The 14,104-nt window shown below is 27.7% G+C and carries 13 protein-coding genes; 11 read left to right on the forward strand and 2 right to left on the reverse strand.

The features are described from left to right. Nucleotides 1–20 precede the first annotated feature (20 nt). The 4 genes from ACJJVK_RS00170 to ACJJVK_RS00185 are packed head-to-tail and all read left to right on the forward strand — an operon-like array spanning nt 21 to nt 2,375. A complete protein-coding gene (locus ACJJVK_RS00170; RefSeq protein ID WP_405562134.1) occupies nt 21–353 on the forward strand; it encodes a hypothetical protein in 333 nt (110 codons plus the stop codon). Between the two features lie 12 nt (nt 354–365). Beyond that, complete coding sequence (locus ACJJVK_RS00175; protein ID WP_215995984.1) at nt 366–686, forward strand: T9SS type A sorting domain-containing protein; 321 nt, start codon at nt 366–368, stop codon at nt 684–686. Then, nucleotides 683–1,600, forward strand: a complete 918-nt coding sequence (locus tag ACJJVK_RS00180) for a ribonuclease Z (RefSeq protein ID WP_405562135.1) — start codon at nt 683–685, stop codon at nt 1,598–1,600. Before ACJJVK_RS00175 ends, ACJJVK_RS00180 begins: the two co-directional genes overlap by 4 nt. A gap of 4 nt (nt 1,601–1,604) precedes the next feature. Further along, a complete protein-coding gene (locus tag ACJJVK_RS00185; protein WP_405562136.1) occupies nt 1,605–2,375 on the forward strand; it encodes a response regulator transcription factor in 771 nt (256 codons plus the stop codon). 174 nt (nt 2,376–2,549) lie between these two features. Here ACJJVK_RS00185 and ACJJVK_RS00190 read toward each other — a convergent pair whose 3' ends face one another. Then, a complete protein-coding gene (locus tag ACJJVK_RS00190) occupies nt 2,550–2,912 on the reverse strand; it encodes a CoA-binding protein (RefSeq protein WP_405562138.1) in 363 nt (120 codons plus the stop codon). 96 nt (nt 2,913–3,008) lie between these two features. On the opposite strand from ACJJVK_RS00190, the gene ACJJVK_RS00195 reads away from it, so the two are divergent. Together ACJJVK_RS00195 and ACJJVK_RS00200 are read left to right on the forward strand one after the other, a co-directional pair. Then, entirely contained in the window at nt 3,009–5,402 is a 2,394-nt protein-coding gene (locus ACJJVK_RS00195; RefSeq protein ID WP_405562139.1) for an outer membrane beta-barrel protein, read from the forward strand. A gap of 149 nt (nt 5,403–5,551) precedes the next feature. Further along, nucleotides 5,552–7,966 carry a TonB-dependent receptor domain-containing protein gene (locus tag ACJJVK_RS00200; RefSeq protein WP_405562141.1) on the forward strand — a complete coding sequence of 805 codons (2,415 nt, stop codon included), beginning with the start codon at nt 5,552–5,554 and terminating at the stop codon, nt 7,964–7,966. A 93-nt stretch (nt 7,967–8,059) separates the two neighbouring features. Here ACJJVK_RS00200 and ACJJVK_RS00205 read toward each other — a convergent pair whose 3' ends face one another. Next, the gene (locus tag ACJJVK_RS00205) at nt 8,060–9,067 is read right to left on the reverse strand and encodes a 3-oxoacyl-ACP synthase III family protein (protein ID WP_405562143.1); all 1,008 of its coding nucleotides are present in this window, start codon (nt 9,065–9,067) and stop codon (nt 8,060–8,062) included. A 178-nt stretch (nt 9,068–9,245) separates the two neighbouring features. Between ACJJVK_RS00205 and htpG the strand changes: the two genes are divergently transcribed. The 5 genes from htpG to ACJJVK_RS00230 all read left to right on the forward strand — a co-directional run bounded on the left by htpG (nt 9,246) and on the right by ACJJVK_RS00230 (nt 14,103). Further along, nucleotides 9,246–11,153, forward strand: a complete 1,908-nt coding sequence (htpG, locus tag ACJJVK_RS00210; RefSeq protein ID WP_215995977.1) for a molecular chaperone HtpG — start codon at nt 9,246–9,248, stop codon at nt 11,151–11,153. Nucleotides 11,154–11,220: 67 nt separating this feature from the next. Beyond that, nucleotides 11,221–11,583 (forward strand): hypothetical protein, encoded by a 363-nt coding sequence (locus tag ACJJVK_RS00215; RefSeq protein ID WP_405562145.1) that lies wholly within the window; start codon nt 11,221–11,223, stop codon nt 11,581–11,583. A gap of 337 nt (nt 11,584–11,920) precedes the next feature. Next, on the forward strand, nt 11,921–12,259 hold the full coding sequence (locus ACJJVK_RS00220; protein ID WP_405562146.1) for a cupin domain-containing protein: 339 nt from the start codon (nt 11,921–11,923) through the stop codon (nt 12,257–12,259). Nucleotides 12,260–12,296: 37 nt separating this feature from the next. After that, nucleotides 12,297–13,532 (forward strand): DEAD/DEAH box helicase, encoded by a 1,236-nt coding sequence (locus ACJJVK_RS00225; RefSeq protein ID WP_405562147.1) that lies wholly within the window; start codon nt 12,297–12,299, stop codon nt 13,530–13,532. A 163-nt stretch (nt 13,533–13,695) separates the two neighbouring features. Next, complete coding sequence (locus ACJJVK_RS00230; RefSeq protein ID WP_405562148.1) at nt 13,696–14,103, forward strand: carboxypeptidase-like regulatory domain-containing protein; 408 nt, start codon at nt 13,696–13,698, stop codon at nt 14,101–14,103. The last annotated feature ends 1 nt before the right edge of the window (nt 14,104 follow it).

Here is a 14,104-nt window from a genome sequence, read left to right on the forward strand (position 1 = left end):
GAACCTTAAAATATTAGAATATGAAAATAGAAAAAAAAGAAAAATACACACTTATTTCTACGGATGAAAATTCGTTTTCTAGCTTCTTTGAATCTTTTTCAGAAAAAGTATCTTTATACAAAAAAGACCATTTAATATTACAAATTTCTAACAATCTTTACATTAAAAACGAAGAATTTTCACTATTTTTGGATATAATAGAACAAAAAAAGGAAAATAAAACATCTTTTGTTATTGTAAAAAGTAACATAAATATTGATGATTTTCGAGATAATTTTAATATTGCGCCTACTTTAATTGAAGCAGTAGACATTTTAGAAATGGAAGCTATGGAAAGAGAATTAGGTTTTTAATTCCCCCTACTTATGAAGAAAAAATTACTTTTTACGTTATTTTTATGTATTTCTTGCCTTGCATTTTCGCAAGAAAAAACAATTAATAAACTATCAGCAGTTCCAAATCCGTTTACAAACTCAACAAAAATTATATTTAATTCCTCTTACAGTTCGCAAGCTACTTTCACAGTTAAAAATGTTTTAGGAAAAACGGTGTACTCTAAAAAATTAAATACAATAAAAGGAAGAAATTCAGTTCCTTTTTACAAAGGCAACTTATCTAAAGGTATTTACATTTATACACTGCAAGATAAAAAACAGATTACATCTAAACGTTTTGTTATTCAATGAGTATAAACCTTACTATTTTAGGGTGTCATTCTGCAACTCCCAGAGCTAATGCTTTTCCTACAGCTCAATATTTAGAGATTAATAACAGACATTTTTTAATAGATTGTGGTGAGGGTACTCAGCGTCAAATGCGCAAATATAAAGTTGGTTTTACTAAAATTAACCACATCTTTATATCTCATTTACATGGAGATCATTTTTATGGTTTAGTAGGTTTATTATCTACTTATGGTATTTTAAGCAGAGAAAAAGAATTGCATATTTTTGGCCCTAAAGGGATTAAAGAAGTAACTCTTTTGCAGTTAAAAATTTCACAATCTCATGCAAAATATCCAATTATTTTTCACGAACTAACATCTAAAAAAAGTGAACTTATTTTTGAAGATGATAAAGTTTCTGTAAGAACAATACCTTTAAAACATCGTGTTTATACAAATGGCTATCTTTTTACAGAAAAAGAAAAGCCAAAAAAATTACATATAGATAACATAAATCATTACGAAGAAATAGATAGAGCAGATTATAATAATATTAAAGCAGGTAGAGATATTGTTTTATCTACAGGAGAAACTATACCTAATTCTGAACTAACATTGCCTCCTAAAAAACCTCTTAGTTTTGCTTTTTGTAGTGATACTGTTTATAAACCAGATATTATTCCGATTATAAAAAATGCTGATTTATTATATCATGAAACTACATTTTTAGCAGACAAAACAGATTTAGCAAAAAAAACAAAACACTCTACAACCAAAGAAGCTGCATTAATAGCAAAAGAAGCTTCTGTAAATGAGCTTATTATAGGCCATTATTCTGGCAGATACAAAGACATTACTTTATTTAAAGATGAAGCCCAAGAAATTTTTAAAAACACTAAATTAGCAGAGCCTGGAAAAGTTTTTAAAATAATCTAAAAAAATGAAATCTATCAAGATAAATTCAATCTACAATGAAATCTTTGATACCTACCCAAAAGTAGAAATTGAAGAACACATAAAAAAATTAATTGAATTAGATTATTTTTATCCCTACAACTCTACTTTTTATTGCATTACCAATACTGTTTCTCAGAATTTTGAATTTATCAGTAAAAACTTTACATCTTGTACTGGCTTGTCTAACGAAAAAATGATAAATGGTGGTATGGATTATTTCTGGTCTCTTTTTCATCCTGAAGATGTTAATCTTTGGATTAAAAGTTTAACAAATTTAATGACTTTTACAATGACTGAGTTAAATGACGAACAGCGTAAAAGAATGAGTTATACTTGGAACTACAGAATAAAAAATGCAAAAGGTAATTACATAAATATAATTCAAAATACAACTCCACTTCAGTTTGATGAAGCTCATAAACCAATAATTGGCATGGCACATTATACTGTATTAGACTCTGATACTCAAATGGATATTTGTGCTACTGCAAAATATTTAAATCATAAGAACGAATATGAAACTTTATATTATCAGAATATTTCTAGCACAAAATTGTTAGATGTTATTAGTAATAGAGAACGAGATATTATACGTTTAATTATTACAAAAAACACTAGTGAAGCAATAGCGGAAAAACTAAATATTAGCATTCATACTGTAAATACTCACAGAAGAAATATTTTAAAAAAAATTAATATAGATTCTACTTTTGAGTTAATCAGCTACTTTAAAAACAATCCAAAATTAATATAAATACTCATTATGAGTATTGCCATAAATAATTTCTATTTTTATTTTTGCAGTGCAATTAACTAGTACAAAATGGATTGGTTTTAACTGTTAAACAAAAAAGATTTATCAGATATTACAATATTTTGAAAAAGAATATATTATTACACTTTAAACAAACCAATCCATTTTTGTTTTTTAATATTGGCTTGTAGACAATAAAACTAAAGTACAAGCAATTTCAGACTCTATATTATTTTCTTTTAACAACTTTACAAACTCCATATTTTCTGTACCAGGATTAAAAATTACTCTTCTTGGTTTTAAGCTAATAATGTAGTTATAATAATCTACTTGTCTATTTGGGTTTAAATATAAAGTAACTGTATCAATATCTTTATAAGGTAGTTTTTCATCATCAATAATTACATCTAAAACCTCACCTTTTCTTAAACCTAAGGCTCTTACATTTAAATCTTTACCTCTTAATCTTTTAATAGCAATATTCGAATATCTATTTGGGTTTGTTGATGCTCCTATGACTAAAGTTTCGTTTTTCATACTGTTAAGAATTCGTTAAAGGGTGATAAATCTAGTAACAAAGATAAACTTTTGTTCGTCTAAAAAACATCAACCAAAATATATAAATCAACCCAAATGAAAAAAATAACATTAATATTATTGCTTTTTATTGCTGCAAATACTTCTGCACAAATGGCAAAAAACACACTACCCAAACCCGGTATAATTTCGGGTAAAGTTATAGATAACAACACAAAACAAGCTTTACCATATGTAAATATTGTAATTCGTGATATGGCTAAAAAAATAATTACTGGCGGAATTACAGATGAAAATGGACTTTTTAAAATTAAAGATATACCAGAAGGAAAAAGTATTATTGAAGTACAATTTATAGGTTATAAAACATTTTCTAAAGAAATTTTAATTACCAATAAAACTAAAGAAATTAAATTAGGCACAATTACTTTAAACGAAGACAATGCTTCTTTAGATGAAGTAGTTGTAAGAGCAGAAACCTCTACAGTTGTACAAAAGGTAGACAGAAAAGTAATTAACGTTGGTAAAGATTTAACTTCTGCTGGTGCAACAGCTTCTGAACTATTAAACAATGTACAATCTGTAAGTGTAGATAGCCAAACAGGTAACATTAGTTTACGTGGTAATGAAAATGTAAGAGTATTAGTAGATGGTAAACCAACAAATATTTCTGCAGCTCAATTGTTAAAACAAATACCTTCTACTTCTATAAAAAGTGTGGAATTAATTACAAATCCATCTGCAAAATACAACCCAGAAGGTATGAGTGGTATTATTAATATCATCTTAAACAAAAATGCAAATATGGGGTTTAATGGCTCTATAAATTCTGGTGTAGAAGCTGGTCATTATGTACGTTATAACGCATCAACAAATATGAATTATAAAACCGGTAAAGTAAATTTCTTTGGTAATTATGGTTTTAATGGTGGAGACCAATTAAACCAAGGTTATGTAAATAGACCTGGAGTTAATAATCAAGATTTTATTTTTGTAAACGAAAACGAATCTCACTTACTTAAATTTGGTGCAGATGTTTATTTAAATGATAAAAACACATTCTCTTTTTATACCACTCAAAACTGGTTTGACAGCAATGCAATTGGTAGTGCAAAAATAACTTTGAGTGATGGTTCTTTATACGAAAACTCACCAAACTCTTCAGTTTCGGATAGTAAAAATGAAACTTACAATATAAATTTTAAGCACGATTTTGATAAAAAAGGACATAATATAGAATTTGAAGCTACTTATTCAGAAAATAATAACCCTAACTTTTTAGAAAATAAATTCGATTTAAATACACAGCCAGATTATATAAATGATATTAATAATCTAGGAAAAAATACGCTTATTAATTTAGATTATACAAAACCAGTTGCTAAAGATGGTAAATTAGAATTAGGTTTAGAATACAGACTAAATAAAACAGATAATACCAATTTAACTACGCAACAAGATTTTGATAATTCTTCTTTTAGTTATGATAGAGATATTTTTTCTGGATATGTTAATTATGCCCAAAAAATTGGAAAAGTTAGTATGCAATTGGGTGCTAGACTAGAAAATTACGAAATTGAAGGTATTTTTAATCAAGAAAACCAAGCTACAGAAAAAGTAACAGATAAAATATTTACAGTTTATCCATCTGCCTTTTTTACATATAACCCTTCTGATAAAAACCAATTTCAATTAAGTTATAGCAGAAGAGTAGATAGACCAAGTATACAACAAGTAAACCCAATAAGAGAATGGAGCACGCCTTTAATAACATCTTTAGGTAATTCAGAATTAGTACCACAATTTACAAATTCTTTCGAGGTAAATTATACAAGACAAATAAAAGGTGGTTCTGTAACTTTTGGTACTTTTTACAGAAGTATAAACGATGTTATTAACAGAGTTACTTACAAAGACCCTTCTGATGCTAATGAAATAAGACAAATTTTAACTTTCGCAAATTTTGATGACACAAATGCTTTTGGTTTTGAATTTTCTACAAATTATAAAATTGCAAAATGGTGGAGAGCAAATGCTAGTTTAGATTTTTATTCTCAAAAACAATTTGGAGTTACAGATTTAAGCAATGCAAATGCCACAACTATAGAAGTACAAAATGAAGTTTTTAATGCTAGACTAAGCAATAGTTTTACAGTTACTAAAAATTTACGTTTACAATTATTCTCTATGTACAGAGGCGCAAACCAAGACATTCAATGGGATGTTAAACCAATGTGGATGATAAATTTAGGTGCTAATTATTCTGTATTTAAAGGAAAAGGAAATATTACATTTAGAGTAAATGATATTTTTAGAGGAATGAAATTTGCCTTCGATTCTACAAATCCTTATGTACAAAATGGTCGTTTTCAGTGGGAAAGCAGAAATACATACTTAGGTTTTAACTACAGATTTGGTAATGGTAAAAACAAAGCAAAAGCTCGTAGACAAAGAGATGACAATATTAAACAGGGTGGAGCTGGTTTTTAGAATAGAGCTCTAATTATAATTATTTGAAATTAAACCTCATTTTTTGCATCGCAAATTTTGAGGTTTTTTTTTAAGAAAATTTTAACTACTTTTAACAAATTTTTTAAAAAACTCTAATTGCTAGGTTATTAAAAAGTTAAAAAAAGTATATGAAAAAGGTTTTTACACTAATTGTGGTTGTCATTTGTCATTCATTTTATGCACAAACACAAAGTACCCCAAAAAAAAATGATGGAATTATTTCTGGTAATATTATCGATTTTAAAACAAAAAAAAGTTTACAATATGTAAACATTGTATGTAAAGATAAAACCACTAAAATTATTTCTGGCGGAATTACAGACAGTAAAGGGAGATTTAAAATAGCCAATTTACCATTAGATTCAATTTTTGTAGATATCCAATTTATGGGATATAAAACTTTAAAAAAAAGAATTTTTCTATCTAAAGATTCACCAAACCTAACGTTTATAAATATTTCTTTACAAGAAGAAATTAATCAACTTGAACAAGTTAATATAGAAACAGAAACTTCTACTTTCGAAAAAAAAATAGATCGAATAATTATTAATGTAGGTAAAGATTTAGCTTCTACAGGTTCTAATTCTTTGCAAATGCTAGATAACATTCCTTTAGTACATGTAGATTATCAATCTGGTAGTATCAATTTAAGAGGTAATAATAATGTTCGGGTTTTAATAGATGGCAAACCTTCTAATTTGTCTTCATCAGATATTTTAAAACAAATCCCTTCTTCATCAGTAAATAAAGTAGAATTAATTACTAATCCATCAGCAAAATACAATCCTGAAGGAATGAGTGGAATTATTAATATTATCCTTAAAAAGGATAAGGTTATTGGTTTTAATGGAACTGTAAATTTTGGTGCAGAACACAGCATAAATACAAGACCTTCTGGTTCTTTCGATTTTAATTACAGAGTAAATAAATTTAATTTTTATGGAAACTATGGTATCGATTTTGGTAAATTCGAAACCTTCTCTTTCTTTAACAGATTGGATAAAAATTTAAATCAAGATCTAAATTTTTTAGATAATTCTACAAATCATTTTGCTAAAATTGGTGTTGATTTTTACATAAATGATAAAAACACTTTATCCTTTTACACAAATCAAAGTTTAACAAATACCGATTTTTACGTAGATAATAAAAGTTACTTAGATGATAATTTAATTTTTGATTCAGAAAATATATCCATCTTTAAAACAAAGGAAATCACCTACAATTTAGACTATAAATTAAATTTATCTGAAAATGATGAGTACATAGAATTCGAAGTTAATTACACAAAAAGTACAGATCCTCAAGAAGATACAATTTCAGAAAATTTAGACACAACTAATAAAGAATATAATTACAATAATTTTATTTCTGATAATAACTCCATTTTTCTAGCCAATTTAGATTACTCCAAACCCATTAATAATGGCCTTTTAGAAATCGGTTTAGAATCAAGATTTTTAAAAGCTTATAACGCAATAAATACAGATCAAGAAATAAATTCTACACAAAATTCATCAACAATACCTGTGGGTAACTCTAAATTAAATTATGATAGAGATATTTACTCAGCTTATATAAATGTTTCAAAAGAATACAATAAAATCAGTTTTCAAACAGGTTTACGTTTGGAACAATTTAATTTAAATGGAATATTTTCTAACACACAACAATTAAATTTAGAACCGATTACTGATAAAATTTTCAAAATTTATCCATCTGCATTTATAACCTATAATCCATCAGAAAAAAATCAATTTCAAATAAGTTATAGCAGAAGAGTTGATAGACCTGGCATAGACCAAATTACACCTATTCAAGAGTGGAACTCACCTCTTTCAATTTCTATTGGTAATAGAAATTTAGTACCACAGTTCACTAATTCTTTCGAGCTTAATTATACAAAAACAATTAAAAATGGTTATTTAAGTTTTGGTACATTTTATAGAAAAACCAGTAATGTAATTGGTAAAATTATTAATATTGATGCTACAAATTTAGATAGACAAATACTTTCTTATACAAATTATGAAAGTGCAGAAAGTTATGGTATAGAATTCTCATCACGTTTTAGGCCTTTTAACTGGTGGACATTAAGACCAAGTACAAATCTATATTTTCAAGATAATCAAGGTTTTATAAATAATAGTTTAGAAGTAGCTAACAATACTTTATTTACGGCTAGAGTTAGTAATAGCTTAAAAGCAACTAAAAAGTTACGTTTTACGCTATCTGCTTCTTACAGAGGTAACAGTAAAAATATTTTATCAGAAATTGATGATTACTTTTTGGTAAATGTTGCAGCAAGGTATACTGTATTTAATGGTAATGGAGCTATTACAATTAGAGGTACAGATATTTTTGATGGTTATAAAATAGATTTTACAACTACAAATCCTTTTACTCAAGTTGGGCAATTTACTTTAGAATATAACTCAATTTATCTTGGTTTTTCTTATAATTTTGGTAAAGGTAAAAACAGAGAAAGAGATCGTAAATACAGAGAAGAAAACGAAACTGAAGGAAGTATGGGGGTTAATTAAATTTTTATATTTTTATATTTTTAAATTTTAATGCAATAAAAAAAGGTTTTACAAAATGTAAAACCTTTTTTTATTTATAATTAAGTGTACAAATTACCAACGAATTATAACAGAACCCCAAGTAAAACCACTACCAAAAGCAGCTAAAACAACTAAATCATTATCTTTTATTTTACCTTTTTCCCAGGCTTCAGTTAATGCTATAATTACAGATGCAGCTGTAGTGTTACCATAGTTCATAATATTATTATAAACATTATCATCTGCCAACCTGAACTTCTTTTGTATAAACTGTGCAATTCTCAAATTGGCTTGATGTGGAATTAACATATCTATATCTTCTTTCTGTAAATTATTTGCTTGTAAACCTTCTACAATTGCTTCTGAGAAACGAGTTACAGCATGTTTAAATACAAACTGCCCATTCATATAAGGAAAATAAGAAACATCATCAGGATCATTAGCATCCATAATTTCTGGAACCCATCTTCCAGTACTTGGCCCTTCTAACATTAATTCTCTTGCGTGTTTACCTTCTGAATGTAAATGCGATGATAAAATTCCTTTACCTTCTTCTTCACATCTAGATAGTACTGCAGCTCCTGCTCCATCTCCAAAAATTACAGAAACATTTCTACCTCTTGTAGATTTTTCTAAACCTCCAGAATGATTTTCAGAACCAATTACTAAAATGTTTTTATACATTCCTGTTTTTATAAATTGATCTGCTACAGACATAGAATAAATAAAACCAGAACATTGGTTTCTAACATCTAACGCACCAATTGTTGGCATATCTAGCATATCTTGTACACGAACTCCACCTCCAGGAAAATACATGTCTGGACTCAATGTAGCAAACACAATAAAATCGATATCATCCTTAGTTAAACCTGCTCTTTCTATGGCAATCTTAGCAGCTTTCACACCCATTGTTGATGTATCTTCACCAGTTTTTGGGTCTATCCATCTACGTTCTTTGATACCTGTTCTTTCTTGAATCCATTCATCAGAAGTATCCATAAATTCTTTTAAATCGTTGTTCGTCACAACATTTTCTGGAACAAAATACCCTAAGCCAGTGATTTTTGAATTATACATATTTTATTGGTATGTTTTTTATTATTTATTTTTTTGGAATAAGCTAAAATAGTAAAAATTCAATATAAAAGTCTTTTATGCCAATTTTTAATTATTATGTCATCTTGTCAGAAATAAATCTTTGGTATTTTTTTTGACTACTTGTACATCAGAAAATAATATAAAATAAACATAAATTATGAGCAAAGGAAACATTAATGTATCAGTAGAAAATATTTTTCCGCTGATTAAAAAATTCTTGTATTCTGATCACGAAATCTTTTTACGAGAATTAATTTCTAACGGAACTGATGCAACTACAAAATTGAAACACTTAATTTCTATTGGCGAAGCTAAAACTGAATTAGGTGATGCTAAAATAGAAATCAGTATTAATGAAGAAGCTAAAACCTTAACTATTAAAGATCAAGGTTTAGGTATGACAATGGATGAAGTTGAAAAATACATCAACCAAATTGCATTTTCTGGTGCTGAAGAATTTTTAGATAAATACAAAGATGATAAAAACGAAACTGGTGTAATTGGGCACTTTGGTTTAGGTTTTTATTCAGCATTTATGGTAGCTGATAAAGTTGAAATCTTTACAAAATCTTTTAAAGATGCACCTGCTGCTCATTGGACTTGTGATGGTTCTCCTGAATATACTTTAGTAGAAAATGATAAAGCTGATAGAGGTACAGAAATTGTTTTACATATTGCAGAAGATTCTACTGAATTTTTAGAAGAAGGTAAAATTAAAGGTTTGTTAACTAAGTACAATCGTTTTAACCAAGTGCCAATTAAATTCGGTACTAAAAAAGTAAACGATCCAACTCACGAACCACAAACAACTAAAGATGCTGAAGGTAAAGAAACTACTGAACCTCACAGACAAATTGAAGTTGATGATATTATCAATAATACAGACCCAGCTTGGACTAAGAAACCTGCTGATTTAGAAAAGGAAGATTATGATAATTTCTACAGAGAATTGTATCCAATGCAATTTGAAGAGTCGTTATTCCACATTCATTTAAATGTAGATTATCCTTTTAACTTAACAGGTATTTTATTCTTTCCTAAGTTAACCCAAAGTATGGATATGCAAAAGGATAAAATACAATTGTATCAAAATCAAGTATATGTAACAGATAATGTTGAGGGAATTGTACCAGACTTTTTACAAATGCTTAAAGGTGTTATAGATTCTCCAGACATTCCGTTAAACGTTTCTCGTTCTTATTTACAGGCTGATGGTGCTGTAAAAAAGATTTCTGGTTACATTACTAAAAAGGTAGCTGATAAATTATCTTCATTATTCAAAAAAGATAGAGCAGATTTTGAGCAAAAATGGAATGATATCAAAGTAATTATTGAATACGGAATGTTATCCGAAGATAAATTCTTTGATAAAGCAAAGAAATTTGCTTTATACCCAACAGTTGCTGATACTTACTTTACTTTTGATGAATTAATTGAAAAAACAAAAGATTCACAAACTGATAAAGAAGGTAATCACGTAATTTTATACGCTTCTAATAAAGATGCTCAACACAGTTACATACAAGAAGCTACTGCAAAAGGATATGAAGTTGTAATTTTAGATTCGCCAATTATTTCGCATTTAATGCAAAAATTAGAAGGTGGAGATGCTAAAGTTAAATTTACAAGAGTAGATGCTGATTTTATTGATAATTTAATTAAAAAAGATGATGCTGTAATTTCTAAATTATCTGATGAAGAAAAAGACAAATTAAAGCCAATTATTGAAGCTGCTGTACCAAAACAAACGTACACTGTTCAATTAGAAGCTATGGATTCTAATTCTTCTCCATTTTTAATTACAGTTCCAGAATTTATGCGTAGAATGAAAGAAATGCAAGCTTCTGGTGGTGGTGGAATGATGGGAATGGGTAATTTTCCTGATATGTATAACTTAATTGTAAATACAAACAATCCATTAGTTTCAGAAATTTTATCTGCAGATGAAGACAAGCAAAAACACTTAATTTCGCAAGCTTTTGATTTAGCTAAATTATCTCAAAACCTTTTACATGGTGAAGAGTTAACCAACTTTATTAAACGTTCTTACGAGTTGATTAAGTAGTGTAAAAGCTAAAAATATACAAACCTCTTTGAATCTTCAAAGAGGTTTGTTTTTTAATAAATATAATATGCAACTGAAACAATTTTTCGTTTTTTTATTGATTCTGATAATATCAGTTGTAGAATCTCCTGCTTATTCTCATCGTAATTCATCAGAATATCATCAGTATTCAAAATCATTTCAGAATAAAAAACTTAGTCTTAAAAAAACTAAACACATAGTTTTAAAGCAAAACGATTCTAACGAATATCTTCTTGCATTTATTTTAGAAAACATTCATTTTAAAAATGTTTTTCAAAATAAAATTAGACTTATTTTAAAACTTCAAAAGCAATTATTTCTAGAAATTGCTTATCAGAATAAGCAACATATTTTTTTACTCCAGAAAATTACTGTTAGTAATTTAAAATCAAATTTATACATAGCTTAAAACTCTTTTTTTTAAGCAAATGCTGAAAAGCAATCGATGATAAAAAACTAAGTTTCACTATTTATCATTATATAAATGTATAAAACAAACAACTATTCAAAGAAGTTCAAATACTTATTACTTTGGGTTAAAAGAAAAACAATCTTAATTATAACTGCCTTAATGCTGGGGTTTTCTAACTCAATAAATGAAGAGGATAAATCTATTTTTGGTAATCAACATTACATAGAACAACAAGATAAAAAAGAATGATAGAATATTTATAGTTCCATTATTTCGAAAATGTAATCCATTAGATTAATAGTTTTTGTAAATTAGAATTATAAAATAAACATTAATGAAACTAGTCCATACAAATCAATTACCAGAAATTGGTACAAGTCATGATGATGCTATAAAGAAAAAAGTTTTTATCAATAAAGATGAAGTGCCACAATTAATGATGTTTGGTTCTGCAACTTTTACTCCTGGTCAAGAAGTAGAAACGCACAAACACGATTCTATGTACGAAGTTTTCTATATTCAAACAGGCAAAGCCGAATTTATTGTAAATGATAAAAAACTAATTGTAACATCTGGAGATTGTATTACTATAGAGCAGGGCGAATATCATTCTATGCGTAATCCTTTTAACGAAAATGTTACTTGGGTTTATTTTGGTATTGCTACAGACTAACAATTCTATTTAAACTAACTTTGCCAAAAAATAATACATGCAGTTTTCTGAATTACCTTTACATAAATCCATTTTAAAAGCAGTTGCAGAACAACGCTTTCACAAACCAACTTTAGTTCAAGAAAAAACCATTCCATTGGTTTTGGCTAAAAAAAATGTAATTGTTTCTGCACAAACTGGCACAGGAAAAACAGCCGCTTTTGCCTTACCAATTATCGAATTATTGTTTGATAAACAAGACGCAGAAAAAGGCGAAAAAAAGATAAAATCTTTAGTAGTTACTCCTACTCGTGAGTTAGCAATTCAGATTTTAGAGAACTTTAAATCTTACAGTAAATATTCTAATTTAAGATCTACAGCTGTTTTTGGTGGAGTTTCTTTAGAACCGCAAAAAGAAATTTTAGCTAAAGGTGTAGATATTTTAGTTGCAACACCTGGTAGATTAATCGATTTACAAATGCAAGGTAATATCGATTTAAGTCAGCTAGAAATTCTAGTTTTAGACGAAGCTGATTTAATGTTAGACATGGGTTTTATTAATGATGTAAAAAAGATTGAAAAACTTTGTCCGAGAAAAAAACAAACGCTTTTATTTTCTGCAACTATTCCTGATAAAATTGATGAATTAGCACAATCAGTTATTAAAAATGCGACAAAAATAGAAATTAATCCAGAAGAAACTACTGCAAAAAATATTGGGCAGTTATTGTATTATCTACCAAAAAAGAACAAAACAGATTTATGTTTGCATTTGCTTAGAAATACAATTAATGGTAAAATAATCATTTTTAGACGCACCAAATTTGGTGTTGATAAACTTGAGCAAACTTTAATAAAAAACGGTTATAATGTTGCTAGCATTCATGGAGATAAAACTCAAGGAGTTAGAAACAAGGCAATAGAAGATTTTAAAACTAAAAAAGCTTCTATTTTAATTGCTACTGATGTTGCTGCACGTGGAATTGACATTACAAATGTAGATGCTATTATTAATTTTGATATTCCTAATGTACCAGAAACTTATGTGCATAGAATAGGTAGAACTGGTAGAGCTGGTAAATCTGGAATTGCATTTTCATTTTGTTCGCCAGACGAAAACAGTTATATCAAAACAATCGAAAATTTAATTGAAAAATCGATTAAGGTTATTGAAGATCATCCTTATCCTATCAACAAACCAAAACACATCAAAAAGCAACCAAATACTGTAAGCAAACACAAAAAAAGCAGAAAATCTACGGCTTCTAAAAAGAACAAAAAGCGCTGGTATTAATAATAAATAATTAACTAGGTTCAATATCTTTTTAACAATTCAGATTTTCAATTTCCCTAAATAAAAAGTAACTTTAACCTTTAAAAAAGAATCAGTTACTAAATATCATTTTTAAAACTAAGCCTTCTTGACTAATTTTGATATGAATTTAAAATATATTATTATGAAAACTATTCCAACATTTACTTCAAAGAAATCTACATTTATTTTATTAGGATTATTTTTATCACTTTTCTTTTTTTCATCAGAATTAAGTGCTCAAGATCTTCTAGTTAAAGGAATTGTAAAAGGGCAAACTTACGAAGAAACCGAAGTTTTAAACGGTGCAAACATCTTTTTACAAGGAACCAACACAGGAACGAGTTCAAACAAAAAAGGTGAATTTACTTTCCCTCAAAGATTAAAAGTTGGCGATATTTTAGAAGTTTCTTACTTGGGTTTTATTACCAAAAGAATTAAAATTGGCGCAAATTCAACTTATTTAAAAATCACTTTACAAGAAGATGATAACCAAATGTTAGGCGCACTAAATAGCAATAAACGTTTTAAATCTAAAAGAAATAAAGAATAGG

It is taken from the genome of Polaribacter sp. Asnod6-C07 (genome assembly GCF_045063625.1).
Classification (GTDB): domain Bacteria; phylum Bacteroidota; class Bacteroidia; order Flavobacteriales; family Flavobacteriaceae; genus Polaribacter; species Polaribacter vadi_A.

Excerpts from the sequence above, each read along its gene's own strand:
- ACJJVK_RS00200 (WP_405562141.1), top strand. The coding sequence starts at position 5,552 with ATGAAAAAGGTTTTTACACTAATTGTGGTTGTCATTTGTCATTCATTT.
- ACJJVK_RS00205 (WP_405562143.1), bottom strand. The coding sequence starts at position 9,067 with ATGTATAATTCAAAAATCACTGGCTTAGGGTATTTTGTTCCAGAAAAT.
- ACJJVK_RS00230 (WP_405562148.1), top strand. The coding sequence starts at position 13,696 with ATGAAAACTATTCCAACATTTACTTCAAAGAAATCTACATTTATTTTA.
- ACJJVK_RS00225 (WP_405562147.1), top strand. The coding sequence starts at position 12,297 with ATGCAGTTTTCTGAATTACCTTTACATAAATCCATTTTAAAAGCAGTT.
- ACJJVK_RS00180 (WP_405562135.1), top strand. The coding sequence starts at position 683 with ATGAGTATAAACCTTACTATTTTAGGGTGTCATTCTGCAACTCCCAGA.
- ACJJVK_RS00175 (WP_215995984.1), top strand. The coding sequence starts at position 366 with ATGAAGAAAAAATTACTTTTTACGTTATTTTTATGTATTTCTTGCCTT.
- ACJJVK_RS00170 (WP_405562134.1), top strand. The coding sequence starts at position 21 with ATGAAAATAGAAAAAAAAGAAAAATACACACTTATTTCTACGGATGAA.
- ACJJVK_RS00195 (WP_405562139.1), top strand. The coding sequence starts at position 3,009 with ATGAAAAAAATAACATTAATATTATTGCTTTTTATTGCTGCAAATACT.
- ACJJVK_RS00220 (WP_405562146.1), top strand. The coding sequence starts at position 11,921 with ATGAAACTAGTCCATACAAATCAATTACCAGAAATTGGTACAAGTCAT.
- ACJJVK_RS00185 (WP_405562136.1), top strand. The coding sequence starts at position 1,605 with ATGAAATCTATCAAGATAAATTCAATCTACAATGAAATCTTTGATACC.
- ACJJVK_RS00190 (WP_405562138.1), bottom strand. The coding sequence starts at position 2,912 with ATGAAAAACGAAACTTTAGTCATAGGAGCATCAACAAACCCAAATAGA.
- ACJJVK_RS00215 (WP_405562145.1), top strand. The coding sequence starts at position 11,221 with ATGCAACTGAAACAATTTTTCGTTTTTTTATTGATTCTGATAATATCA.
- htpG (WP_215995977.1), top strand. The coding sequence starts at position 9,246 with ATGAGCAAAGGAAACATTAATGTATCAGTAGAAAATATTTTTCCGCTG.